A 12884-nucleotide genomic window follows, 5' to 3' on the forward strand; every position below is an offset into this window, starting at 1 on the left:
CGATCACATTCCCCTCTACCGCCTGTCCGAGATGTACGACCGGTTGGGGATAGACATCTCCCGGTCCGTGATGGCCGACTGGGTCGGCCGCGTATCTGCTTTACTGACACCACTCGTCTTGTTGATCCGGGCCCATATTGCAGCACTCGACCGAATACATACGGACGATACCCCGGTCGATGTTCTCGACCCCGGACGGGGCAAGACAAAAACCGGCAGGGTCTGGGTCTACGTCTTCGACGGCAGTGGCTATCAATCCGCCACTCCCGCAGCCATCGCCTATTACTATAGCCCTGACCGCAAGGGGGCGCATCCGGCTGACCACCTGGCAAGCTTCAGCGGCGTCATGCATGCCGACGGTTATGGAGGCTACAAAAAACTCTACGGCAACCAGATCATTGAGGCCGCCTGCATGGCGCATGTGCGCCGCAAGTTCCATGATGTGATCAAGCTGAAGCCGTCGCCGATCGCGGAGGAAGCGCTTTCGCGCATTGGAGCGCTCTACGATATCGAGAACCGTATCCGCGGCATGTCGGCTGACGAGCGGCGTACCCTGCGCCAACACCATGCCCGGCCCGTTCTTGACGAACTCAAGGCCTGGATCGAGGCGACACTCTCAACTTTGCCGCAGAAGCAGAAGCTGGCCGAGGCGATGCGATACGCCCTGTCGCGATGGGCCGCCTTGAGCGTCTACATCGATGATGGCCGTGTTGAAATCGACAACAACATCGCCGAAAGAGCCATGCGTCCGCTCGGAATCGGCCGGAAAAACTGGCTTTTTGCCGGCTCGGACAAGGGCGGTGAGCGCATCGCCAACATTCTGACCATCATCGAGACGGTCAAACTGCAAGGCCATAATCCGGAGGTCTATCTGACAGATGTCCTGACCCGGATCCAGGATCACCCCAAGGATCGACTTGAAGACCTGCTGCCTTGGAACTGGACGCCGGCAAAAGCTCGGCACGAGGCCGCCTGATGGCTCGCTCGAGGTTCATCTACACACTCAGCCAAGTCGCCGGCATGATCAGCGAGAACCTCGAACTGATCGAGGAAATCACCGCGAACTCGGACAACATCTCCGAAGGCGAACTGGTTTATGTCAGTGATGGCAGTGAGGATGGCACGAAGGGTCTGACCGAGAACGGCATCGAAGAGCTTCAAAGCCTACTTGCCGACATCAGGACGTGGGAAGGCGGTATCCGCGAGTTCCTCATCGAGACACAATGCGATCCTGAAATAATCGACCGCATCATGGTCGATGAGATGAAACGCGGCCTATAGCATCCCCACACACTCGAAAAATGCCTTCGCCGGACGCTTACCCTTCAGCCCCGTCTCCGCGGCAATCTTCAGCGCCCTTGAGATCGCCAGCAACCGCGTCTCGCGATCATGATGCCGGCGTCGATCGACGGGGATGGCTTTAAGGCCGAGATTGATCGCCGCAAGATGGGTACCGGTGGTAACGCCACCCTCGCGCAGAAGGGAGGCGGCGAGCAATCGTCCAAGCCAGGGCGCATGCTGCAGGACGGCAATCTCGTTCCAGGCATCAAGCGCCACGATTGCCTGCAATACCGGCGGCAGATCATGGGACCGAGCCAGTACGGCATGCCACTCCTCCAGGCGCTCGTCTTCATCCCAATCGAGATCGTAGACGAAGGGATCCTTCTCCGGAGCGTTCTTTACGCGGCCCGGCTTCTTCGCATCCTCGATCGCGGCCTGCGAACGGGCAAGAGCCGCATCGATCGCGGCAAACGCATCACCCAAGCCATCGAGAACGGAATCCTCTGCCTCCTGTCCCCCACCAGGATCACTGGACACCTGCACATTCGCGTCGGGCACCCCCTCCCCGTCTCCACCCAATGATGCTCCGGCCCACGGCCGGCCGCGGAGGGAGGCGAGGCCGGGGCCCGACAGCGCCCAGGCGGGTGGATGGGCGGCGATGCGGCGGCGGGTTTTCAAGATGTCGCGGGCGATGGTGAGTTCATGGGTGGGTGCGCGGATGTCACGGAGAGCGTCGTGCAGGACGAGGTCCTCGAGATGAACGAGTTCACCGTCGACCCAGAGCGAGGCATGGGCGTCGAGGAAATGCGAGCGCTCGAGAAAGCCCTCGCCGACGGCAGAACGGGCAATGCGCTCATCAAGACGGGCAAGCGCGACGGCTGCCTCGGAAATCGGCCGCAACAGGCTCTGGATGGGCAATCTGGTGAGATCGTAAGACATTGAATTTATGGTAAATGATTCATTAACTGAAAGCTACAGGCACGTTATGGTTCCCTACATTGTATAAATAACCTCAAGGTCTCTTGCTTCCGATAAGTAACCCTTATCGGAAATCAAATAATGATGAGATATGCAAAATCACCATTGCAACTAAAATGCAAAACAATGAACAAAAAATACTATGGATGATAACCCAGGGCAAATTTTAATCAATTTTCGATCACCCGTTTGAACCCTAGCGCCACGCCACGCGACCGCCTCCGGCCTTAAGGAAAAATAAACGACACCTCAAAAATTCAACCTTAAATAGCGATTCATTCTCCATTTAGAAATCACTTAGATCTAATCTCAGATTACTTCGAACCAGGTCGATAAGGTACTTGATCACGGCAAAGGCGGCATCTGGGGAATGATCGACAGGACGCGTCAAGCGGACATACCCCAGGTGGGAACAGGGCCGATAGTACGGATCCCCTTTTTGCGCCGTAGTCTTGCAAGGGCCGCGGCCTGGAAACGGTCGCTCGTTTCCAAAATCACCTTGGCCTTCGTGATGGTAGCGCTTGCCTCCTATGGACTGGGCGCAATGGTCGGCTGGTCCATGTTCGTGGATGCAGCCAACGAACAATGGCACAATCAGGCGCGCATCAATGCCCAGATCGCCAGTTCGACCCTCCGGAACATCTACACCTATGTCGTGATAAAGGCCGACGAAAGCGGCCAGGTCGAGCAGATCGTGTCGAGCGAACCGGTCGGAAACGATGATTCCATCCTTTTCACGGGGTTCACGCCCACAGACGTTCTGGCCATGGTGGCAACTCAAACAAAGAACGACGCCTGGCTCTTCCACTTTGACCAAGACACTCAGCGATTTGTTGACATAGCAGCCTCGACAGGGGTCTCACCTGGCGACGCTGCGTGGATCCGTCGAGATGAAGCACTCTTTCTTGGCGCCCTTCAAGCTGGGAAGGTGACAAGTGGATTTGCAACGATTGCCGGGGAACGTCATTTTCTCGGCCTCCTGCCCATCGTCAGCACAGACGACAAGCTGTTTGGCGCTGTTGCGGTCTCGATCGGCAAGGCCTCAGTCCTCAATCAGACACGAGACGCTCTACTCCGCCAAGCCCTGCTTGCAGTCCTGACCGTCCTGCTGATGACAGGATGTTTCGTTGCGGTCTTTGCCCGACGCCTTTTCCGGCCTGTGCCGACGCTGGTTCAAGCCACCTTGAAGATCGCAAGCGAGGTGACGGACAGCGCTACACCTTTTCAGGACCGCACCGATGAGATCGGCGCAATGGCAAGGGCCATCGAAGCGCTGCGAGAAGCTGTTGTCGAGCGTGCACGCCTCAGGGAAATCCGCGACATGGCTGTGAAACTCGAATACATGGCCCACCACGACGCACTGACCGGGCTCGCCAACCGCGCACTCTTGATGAAGACCTTGAGCGAAGCCCTCGATACACAACGCGCTTTCAACGTTCTCCTGCTGGATCTCGACCGTTTCAAGGTGATCAACGACACCCTGGGACACGGTTGCGGTGACCAGCTACTGGTGACGATCGCAAATCGGATCAGGGCATTGCTTGGCGAAGGCGACCTGGCAGCCCGGCTGGGAGGGGATGAGTTCGCGATCATCCAGCTTGTCGACGGAGACGCAATAGAGGATGCCAGAGAATTGGCTCTGCGCCTTTTGCAGTCGATCTCAGCAGGTGTTGTCCTCGAAGGAAACGAAGTGATCGTCGGCACGAGCATTGGCGTGTCTTGTGCCCCTGCAGATGGTTACACGCCCGGCCAGCTGCTGCAGAACGCCGACCTGGCCCTTTATCGGGCCAAAGCTGAAGGGCGCGGTACCCTGGTGGTCTACGAACAGGGCATGGACATGGTGGTCCAGGATCAACATGCACTGGAGATCGATCTTCGGCTCGCGCTGCAGCGCGGCGAATTCGAGATCCACTACCAACCCTTTATAAAGCTTGGAAGCGACACGGTCGACGGCTTTGAGGCGCTTGTCCGGTGGCGGCACCCCAATCACGGGCTGATCTCGCCGGACCGCTTCATTCCTTTGGCCGAGGAGACCGGCATAATCGTGCCGCTCGGCGCATGGGTCCTGGAGCGCGCTTGTGCGGATGCGATGTCTTGGCCAAAGACCATGAAGCTTGCGGTCAACCTGTCACCCATTCAATTGCGCCAAGGCAACATCGTGGACACGGTCGCCAGGGCGTTGAAAATCTCGGGGCTTCGGGCTTCACGCCTGGAGCTGGAGGTGACCGAAACCGCCGTGCTGGCCGGGGCCGACAGCCGCAGAGCTCTCGAGTTGATCGCAGGACTGGGTATTGCAGTCGTGCTCGACGACTTCGGCACTGGATATGCATCGCTCAGCCATCTCGCCGAGATGCCGTTTAAAAAGATCAAGATCGACCGCGGGTTCGTTGCAAACCTGCCAACCCATTCCACCTCACGCGCGATCGTTGCAGCCATCACAAATCTCGCTCGAGAACTGGGTATGGAAGTGACAGCGGAAGGGGTCGAGACCGAAGAGCAACTGATCATCCTCAAAGCTGCAGGCTGTACGAATGCCCAAGGCTATTTCTTTGCACGCCCCCACCCACATTCGCAGATCGAGTTCAACGTTATGAAGCCGGTGGATGGCAGACAGAAGCATGCATGAACGATCGACCGGGGCAATTCATTTCCCCGGGACCTATGGGAGAATGACATGCGCAGACTGGCATCCGTTGCGTTGACACTTGCGACACTCGTTGCGCCGCTGCCAGTGGCGGCCGAGGGCGATAGTGAGACCCTGCGAAAAATCGCGGAAACCGGCGTCATCACGCTAGGCTACCGGGTCGCAGAGCCCCCGTTTTCGTTTCAGACCCCAGAAGGAAAGATCGTCGGCTTCACGATCGATCTGTGCCATGCCGTCGTCGATCAGGTCAGGCAGCACCTGAAGCTCGAGAAGTTGCGCATCGACTATGTGCCGGCGACCTCTGCCACGCGTTTCGTTCTTGTGAAGAGTGGAAAGATCGACATCGAGTGTGCGGCGACCACCAACAATGCCGAGCGGCGCAAGATCGTAGGCTTTTCCTATCCGCATTTCACAACGGCCACCCAGTACATGACGCGACGTGACGATCGGATCGCGAGGATCGAAGATCTCGCCGGCCGTTCGGTCGCAGCAGCCTCCGGCACCGTCAACATAGAGCAGTTGAATGCCATCAACCGCGAGAAGCAGCTGAACATTGGCGTCATCCCGACCAAGACCAACTCCGAAGCCTTTGAACTTGTCAGCGACGGGCGTGCTGCAGCCTTTGTCTGGGACGGAATCTTGCTCGCGGCCATGATTGCGCAGGCGCCAGAGCCAGAAAAATTCGCGCTGTCCGAGGAGACGCTGAGCCCACCGGAGCCCTATGGGCTACTTGTTCGCCATGGCGACGAGGAGTTCCGCTCAATCGTCAATGCTGCGCTGGAGCGGGTGTTCACCGGTCCGCAGATCGAAACCATATACAACACCTGGTTCATGTCGCCGATCCCGCCTGACGGTATGAACCTGAAGCTGCCACTATCGCCTTCCCTGAAAGCCGCCTTCGACGCTCCAACCGACTATCTTGATTGATAAGGAACGAGAGATGACGCAGCAAATCTTGAAGCGCAGACCGTTCATGATCTTTCGGAGAGCCGCCATCGCAGTCCTGTCAGCATGGCTTTTACCGGTGGCGGCATTTGCGCAGGCCAACGAACCGACCCTGGCCAAGATTGCAAAGACCGGGATCGTGCGCATCGGGCATAGCGCCGAGAACTTCCCCTTTTCCTATCGCCAACCGGACGGGACGGTCACCGGCTACTCGACGGAACTCTGTCTGGAGGTCGTCGAAAGGCTAAGACAAAGACTGAATTTGGCCGAGGTCAAAGTCGAGTTTGTAGAACGTACACCGCGTAATCGGGTTGCCATGCTTCGTGATGGAGACATCGATATCGAGTGTGTTGCGAGCACCAACAATGCCGAGCGGCGCAAGAGCGTCGGCTTCTCCTATCCCCACTTCATCACCGGCACCCAATTCGTCTCCCTGAAGAAAAGCAATCTACGAACGATCGATGATCTTGCAGGTCACACGGTGGTCGCGACTTCAGGCACAACGAATATCGGTCAATTGAATACGATCAACCGTGAGCGATCACTGCATATCGCCGTCATTCCCGTCGAGACCCATAAGGACGCTTTTCAGCTGGTCACGGAGGGGCGCGCCGCGGCCTTCGTCATGGACGGCATACTTCTCGCAGCCATGGTAGCCAAATCCTCCAATCCAGATGATTACGAGCTGTCCAGCGATGCGCTGGGATGGCCAGAGCCCTACGGCCTGATGGTGCGGCTTGAGGACACCGAATTCAGGGAGGCCATCAACGCTGCATTGGTGGAAATCTATTCATCGGACAGGATTGAAGCGCTCTACGAGAAGTGGTTTACCTCCCCGGTCCCCCCTGAAGGCATCAACATGCGCGTACCGATGTCAGCAGAACTCAAGGCGGCTTTCGACAATCCAAAAGACCCTACCGATTAAGTGGGACTGCAGGAAGGTTTGAAGCAAAAGCATGTGGTCTCATGACCAAGGTCGTCTGATGCTAGTATGAGCCCCTCGCCTGATAGGCCGACGAAAACTCCAGTTAGAGCCCTTCGCAAGCTCGTTGTCGGGCGCCCTGTCATGCTGCACGAGCTCCCCAATTGGGTGATTACACTTTCAGTGAACACGGCGGGCCCCTTCATGATGAAGGCCCCGACCGCTCCATGAAAAGCGGCCGGGAACCAAGTTGTAAACTCAGCTACACCACTTTGTCACAGCAACGGCGATAGCCTTGGTGCAGTCGACAAGGTCTTGCACGGAAACGCGTTCGTTTGGCTGGTGCGCCTGCGCGGGATCGCCAGGTCCGAAGTTGACGGTCGGCGTGTTGCCAAGTCCTGTAGGAAGTCCGATGTCGCTATGGGCACCAAAGCCAGATAGGGCAGGCGAAAGTCCGGCAGCTTCAGTTGCCTGCTGGAAAACAGAAACGAAGGGATTGTCAGCGGGGATTTCGGCACAATCGGCGTCAAGAATCCATTCAAGGCGGGCGGGATGCTGACGCAGATAAGGGTCTGCTTGGCAGATGTTGTGGACGTGCTCCTCGATCTCCCGCTTGACGTGACCGCCAAGCCCAAACTCGTCCTTTTCGCTCGGCAAATACTGAGCATCGATGATGATCTCGGCACGACCAGCCATGGAGGAAGGATGCTCGCCTGCCGTCACCTGTGTGACGATGATCTGGTTGGGCAGGTCCATAAGAGGATGGTTCTTCTTCGGGTCGAACATCCAACGGCGATTGATGATGTCGATCCCGTCAAGCATCTGACGGCAAAGCTGGACCGCATCAACAGGACCGCTTGTATACCAGGCATTGGGCGTCAACTCGGCATGGCCGCCAATCCCGTCGATGATAATCTTGCCCCAAAGGATACCATGGCAGAGCGGCGCAATGCGATTGGCCGTCGGTTCAGTCATGATGCCGGCGTCCGCTCGAAAGCCGCGATCGACCATGGCAAGCGAACCCATTCCGCCGATTTCCTCATCCACGACAGTGGTGAAAACGACATCGCCCCTGAGTTCGATGCCCAACTCCTTCAGCAGCTCGACCGCCATCAGCATGCAGGCAACGCCGCCCTTCATGTCAACCGTGCCGCGGCCGTGCAGGAAGCCGTCCTTCAGAACCGGAACGAAGGGATCGGTGGACCAGTGCTCGGCAGCGCCTGGCGGCACCACGTCAATATGGCCGGTGAGCATGATCGAGCGGCCACCGCCCGTTCCCTTCAGGGTTCCACCGAGATTGGGCCGACCTTCAAAAGTGCGCCCCTTGTTGGCACCTGGCCGCCCCTCGTACTTTGCATAGAGTGCAGGGCCGTCAGGATCCCAGAGATCCGTCTCAAAGCCCAAAGCCTCAAGCCTCTTTTGCAGATAGAGCTGGCAGTCGCGCTCACCTGGGCCTGCGTCCTTGGGGTTCGACTTCACGATCGAAGGAAAGGCGACGAGATCACTCAACGTCTGGACAATGCGATCTCGCGCCGAGTCGACGTGATCGGCGATCTGTTTTTCTATGGATGACATGCTTAGCTCCAGCGTTTTGTAAGACGTTCGATGAGAAGGACTGTGATCAGCAACGCGCCGACGATACCGACTTGCCAGACGGTGTTGACATTGAGCTGCAAGAGCCCGGTCTTGAGGGTGACAAGCAGGATCACGGCCGCCAGGACACCACCTACGCCACCAACTCCACCGCTGATGGCGACACCGCCCAACATCACGGCAGTGAGGGACTCCAGCTCCAGGTTTTGTCCGATGTTGGGCCTTCCGCTTCCCAGCCAGGCAACAGAAACAAGTCCGGCCAGCCCAGCGAGAAGCCCGCTCAGACCGTAGACAAGGAGACGGGCACGATCGACGGGAATGCCGACCAGGCGTGCTGAACGCTCGTTAAAGCCCATGGCGATCAGCCACCGCCCCCATGCGGTGTAGACGAGCAGCAGCGCTGCAACGGCAAAAGCCGGCACAACAAGTGTTATGAATGGCAGCGGCAGCGACATGACGACACCGCGCCCCCAGGGGAGCAGCCATTCCGGGGCACCCGACTGCGCAGCGCCCCCTGTCAATGCAAGCGCCATACCCGAATAGATGAAGAGAGTGCCAAGCGTCGCGATCAGCGGAAGGATCTTCAGTCGCGTGACCAGGAAGCCGTTGAACATGCCGAGCAACGTCCCGCATGCGATGCAAACCAGAGGCACAAGATCAGGCGGAACGCCGAGCTTCATCGACATCATGGCGAGCACGACGGACAGTGACATCGTGCCGCCGACCGAGAGGTCGATACCAGCCCCGCCGGCAAGAATGACAAGGCACTGCCCAAGGGAAACGAGCGCAAGGATTGTCGAGAACTGCAATACCGTGGTCACGGTCGACGGACTGAACATGGTCGGCCGAAGTGCTGCGAAAAGCAGGACAACGAAAACCCATAAGAGGGCGAGCAACATCAGGATGCGGTTGGCGCGCGCCAACTTCAACGGCTTGTTCATCGCGACATCCACTTCATTTTCAGTTCGCCGAGACGCGATAAGGGCATGTCCAGGGCAAGCACACCGATGAGCAGCGCCCCGGTCACCACCGGCTGCCACAAAGACGGGACCCCCATCAACAACAGTCCATTTTGAAGGATGCGAAGGAGGATGACACCGAGCGCTGTGCCGAGCAGGCTGCAGCGACCACCCATGATGCTGGTTCCGCCAAGGACAACTGCTGCGATCGCATCTAGCGCCAGGGTGCTGCCGATCGCCATTTCGACGTTTCGGTAATTCGCTACATAGAAGCTCGCTGCCAGGCCGGTCAGTGCCCCGCTGATCACGAAGGTAAACAACATGACCCTGGTAACCGGAACGCCAGACAGGCGGGCCTTTTCTTCCGCATTACCGATCGACAGGAGGTGCGGACCATAGGGGGTACGGCGAAGCGCCACCCATATCACAAAGTAGGCAAGCGCAATGACGATGACCGACAGAGGAAGCCCGAATACTGCAGTTGAAAGTAGTTCCGTCAACCCGACCGGCAGGCCGGAGAGCCATTGCCCGCCCAAAATGGCAAAGATCCCCATACGATAGATCCCCAGCAGTCCAAGGGTGCCAACGATGGCCGGTACACGGCCCAGGACGATGACAATCCCTGTCAACAGGCCGAGGCAAGCGCCGGCCGCAGGCCCGACAAGCAGGGCAAGTGCCGGCGCCACGGACGCCAGAAGGGCATGCGCGACGGCAATAGCGGCAAGCCCCATCAGGATGCCGATAGAGACGTCGATGCTGCCCATCGCAAGCAGCAGGGTCATGCCGAGCCCAGCCAGCATCAATTCGGTGCTGTTGCGGGCGATGGTCTCGGCATTTCCGGCAGTCGCGAAGAATGGTGACGCGACAGAAAAGACGATCGAAGCGAGAATGGCCGCGAACAATAGCGCCCATTCACGTCCGCCAATGGCGAAGAGACGTGTTATTGACTGTCGCATCACAGATTTCACCGGCCTTAGAAGTCGAACTGATCGACGTTTTCAGCCGTGAAGATGGCCGGGGGGCCGAGCAGAAGAATTCCCGTATCGGCATTGAAGGTCACCGGCGAGGCAAAGCCGGGTACACTGTTCTCCGCAGAAAGAGACGTCCCGTCGATCAACTGCTTGCCCGCCCACACGGTCAGATATCCAAGCTGCTCGGGATCCCAAAGAACGGAGAAACCGAATGACCCGCTTTTGAGGTAGGCGCGCGCTGTGTTCGGGCTGCAATAGCCGGTCCCAACAACAGTTCCAATCTTGCCCGCAGTCTCGATCGCCTGGGCGACACCAGGGCATGTGGACGAAGCAACCGCGATGATGCCCTTCAGATCAGGATTTGCCGTCATCAGATCAGCGGCGATCTGAGCGGCCCGTTGCGCAGTCCCGCCGGCATATTGCGGCTCAAGAAGCGTCACGTTCGGATACTTCTCCTCAACGCGTTTTTTCATGAACCCGATCCACGCATTGAGGTTGGAAGCCGTCGCCTCACCCGAAACGATCCCGATCTTGGCGTCTTCACCGACACGCTTGACCATCTCGTCAATGATGGCGGTGCCCAGCCCCTCGTCCGTCGCTTGAGCAACATACAAGGCCCGACCACTGTCAGGCGCATCGCTGTCGCTGGTAAAGAGCTTGGCGCCCTTTGCCTTAGCGGCTTCAACCACGGGGGCAATTGACGAAGCGTCGAGCACGCTGACGGAAATGGCGTTCACTCCCTGATCGATCAGGTTCTGCACGATCTGCAACTGATCGACGGGGTTGGTGTCGACGGGGCCGGAATAAATGAACTCGACGCCGAGTTCTTCGGCAGCACGCTTACCGCCAGCTTCCATCGCGTTGAAGTAAGGAATGCCGATCAGCTGCGGCACAAAGGCAACCGTCGGCTTATCCTGTGCAAAGCCGGTTGAGCCGAGTGCGATAGACAATGATGAGGCAAGTAGAACTTTCTTGATAGTCGGAAACATTGTGGACCTCTCTGGAAGGATGGGACGCGCTTTATGGTTTGTTTTGTTCAAGCGCCCGCACGTCGGGATGAGCGCCTGTGATGAGGGAGACGATTTCCTCGGGGGTGGTGGCTTCCTTGCGCCTTTCGGTGACTTTTCTGCCGCGACGGAAAACCACCATGCGATCAGCAACCTCAAAGACATCGGCAATGTTGTGGCTGATCAGCACCACTGCGCAGCCGCGTTCTGCAAGCCTGCGAGTGAGCTGAAGGACCTTTCGCGTCTCGGCAACGGCCAGAGCTGCGGTTGGCTCGTCCATGATGACAAGCTTTGCGTTGAGATTGAGCGCCCGACAAATCGCGACCGCCTGGCGCTGACCGCCAGAAAGGCTGCCGACCGTTGCTTCTGGATCCGAGATATGGGCGTCCAACTCGCGCAACAGACCATCGACACGCTCGCGCATGGCTTTACGCCGCAAGAATGGCACCCCGAGTACCGAACGTTTCAGCTCGCGCCCGAGAAAGACGTTTTCTGAAATCGAAAGGTTTTCCGAGAGTGCCAGCTCCTGGAAAATCGTTGCGATACCGCAGCCGGCGGCGTCCTTCGGAGAGGAGAAGGTGACCGGTTGACCTTCCACCGAAAGCTCGCCGTCACTTTGGGGATGAGCACCTGCAAGTATCTTGATGAAAGTCGACTTGCCGGCCCCGTTGTCTCCGAGCAAAGCGAGGACCTCGCCGCAGTTGATTTCGAGGTCGACGTCTCTGAGAGCTGTGAGCGCGCCAAATCTCTTGGTGATCCCAGTCGCCTGCAGGAATGGAACGGTCATGTTAATTCCCCCCGTGCGGATCACCGCGCCTGACCTGCCCATCGCAAGATGTTTTTGAAGAGCGTTGCGTAACCGGGCCATTCAACGAAGTCATTGGGCAGCCAGTGAGGACCGATATCGGAGGTCCAAACCACGGTCCGACCTTCGCCAAAACGACCAGTCACCAGAAGTGGGTGCCCCCCCTCCTCGTTCGGCAATGTAGCAAGAACCTCGACATCCTCATGGTCCTTCAACAGGACTTCGTTGGCTCCAAGAAGCAGCGGCCAATCCCCTTCGAGACCGTGCAGGATAGGATGAGTTGAGCCTTGAGTAAGGACAGCCTGGAATCCTTCCGGGATTTCCAGCCGGTCGTCATAAGGAAGGCAGGTAACGGGCAAGGCTTCTTCTACAGGCGTTCGGCGCCAGCGCGCCTTCCCATCAATGCCCTGGAAAGAGAAATAGCCCCCGGCCATGACCAGGCCGCCGCCAGCTCTGGTCCATTCACGAATGAGCTTCAGGCGGTTGGGCACCGGCTTACCGTGAAGCCAGACTGCAGGTGGCAACAACAAGGAGTTCGCGCCTATGTCGGAAAGCAAAATGACTTGGTATTCAGACAAACCTTCCAGTGTGAACGGGAACTTCTCCACGCAATCATGCGCGGTCATGTAAGTCACTTCGAAGGCGTCGCCTTGAAGTGCAGCGACCAACGGCTCAGCGCCTAAATGGAAGGTTACGCTGCCGAACTGGTCAAACCCCTTGTAGTGGGTCGCTGAGCTGACCCAGCTTTCCCCGACCAGTAGAACCTTCGTCACCATGAT

At 58.0% G+C, this 12884-nt stretch carries 11 protein-coding genes and 1 pseudogene; 5 read left to right on the forward strand and 7 right to left on the reverse strand.

Features of this window, described 5'->3' with window-relative positions:
* Both QWE_RS07035 and QWE_RS25975 read left to right on the forward strand, forming a co-directional pair.
* Positions 1-976: pseudogene (locus QWE_RS07035) on the forward strand (IS66-like element ISRel19 family transposase); the annotation flags it as partial.
* Entirely contained in the window at positions 976-1281 is a 306-nt protein-coding gene (locus QWE_RS25975) for a hypothetical protein (protein WP_006725411.1), read from the forward strand. The pseudogene QWE_RS07035 and the gene QWE_RS25975, both read left to right, overlap by 1 nt.
* On the opposite strand, the gene QWE_RS07045 is transcribed toward QWE_RS25975, so the two are convergent.
* Positions 1276-2220: an RHE_PE00001 family protein gene (locus QWE_RS07045; RefSeq protein ID WP_006725412.1), complete on the reverse strand. Its 945-nt coding sequence runs from the start codon at positions 2218-2220 to the stop codon at positions 1276-1278. The two genes, QWE_RS25975 and QWE_RS07045, sit on opposite strands and share 6 nt — an antisense overlap.
* Positions 2221-2629: 409 nt before the next feature.
* On the opposite strand from QWE_RS07045, the gene QWE_RS07050 reads away from it, so the two are divergent.
* From QWE_RS07050 to QWE_RS07060, 3 genes are read left to right on the forward strand one after another with little or no spacing between them, the layout of a single operon-like run.
* A complete protein-coding gene (locus tag QWE_RS07050) occupies positions 2630-4885 on the forward strand; it encodes a putative bifunctional diguanylate cyclase/phosphodiesterase (protein WP_100220863.1) in 2256 nt (751 codons plus the stop codon).
* A 48-nt stretch (positions 4886-4933) separates the two neighbouring features.
* Positions 4934-5830, forward strand: a complete 897-nt coding sequence (locus tag QWE_RS07055) for an amino acid ABC transporter substrate-binding protein (RefSeq protein WP_006725414.1) — start codon at positions 4934-4936, stop codon at positions 5828-5830.
* Between the two features lie 46 nt (positions 5831-5876).
* On the forward strand, positions 5877-6773 hold the full coding sequence (locus QWE_RS07060; RefSeq protein WP_040299784.1) for an amino acid ABC transporter substrate-binding protein: 897 nt from the start codon (positions 5877-5879) through the stop codon (positions 6771-6773).
* Between the two features lie 255 nt (positions 6774-7028).
* On the opposite strand, the gene QWE_RS07065 is transcribed toward QWE_RS07060, so the two are convergent.
* From QWE_RS07065 to QWE_RS07090, 6 genes are read right to left on the reverse strand one after another with little or no spacing between them, the layout of a single operon-like run.
* On the reverse strand, positions 7029-8345 hold the full coding sequence (locus tag QWE_RS07065; RefSeq protein WP_006725416.1) for a M20 family metallopeptidase: 1317 nt from the start codon (positions 8343-8345) through the stop codon (positions 7029-7031).
* A gap of 2 nt (positions 8346-8347) precedes the next feature.
* On the reverse strand, positions 8348-9304 hold the full coding sequence (locus QWE_RS07070) for an ABC transporter permease (RefSeq protein ID WP_006725417.1): 957 nt from the start codon (positions 9302-9304) through the stop codon (positions 8348-8350).
* A complete protein-coding gene (locus QWE_RS07075) occupies positions 9301-10278 on the reverse strand; it encodes an ABC transporter permease (RefSeq protein ID WP_052018092.1) in 978 nt (325 codons plus the stop codon). Before QWE_RS07075 ends, QWE_RS07070 begins: the two co-directional genes overlap by 4 nt.
* Before the next feature lie 17 nt (positions 10279-10295).
* Complete coding sequence (locus QWE_RS07080) at positions 10296-11333, reverse strand: autoinducer 2 ABC transporter substrate-binding protein (RefSeq protein WP_240532511.1); 1038 nt, start codon at positions 11331-11333, stop codon at positions 10296-10298.
* Positions 11314-12087 carry an ATP-binding cassette domain-containing protein gene (locus tag QWE_RS07085; protein ID WP_006725420.1) on the reverse strand — a complete coding sequence of 258 codons (774 nt, stop codon included), beginning with the start codon at positions 12085-12087 and terminating at the stop codon, positions 11314-11316. The genes QWE_RS07080 and QWE_RS07085 overlap by 20 nt, the downstream gene beginning before the upstream one ends.
* A gap of 20 nt (positions 12088-12107) precedes the next feature.
* Positions 12108-12881: a glutamine amidotransferase gene (locus tag QWE_RS07090; protein ID WP_006725421.1), complete on the reverse strand. Its 774-nt coding sequence runs from the start codon at positions 12879-12881 to the stop codon at positions 12108-12110.
* Positions 12882-12884: the final 3 nt, after the last annotated feature.

The organism is Agrobacterium albertimagni AOL15 (assembly GCF_000300855.1).
Classification (GTDB): Bacteria; Pseudomonadota; Alphaproteobacteria; order Rhizobiales; family Rhizobiaceae; genus Allorhizobium; species Allorhizobium albertimagni.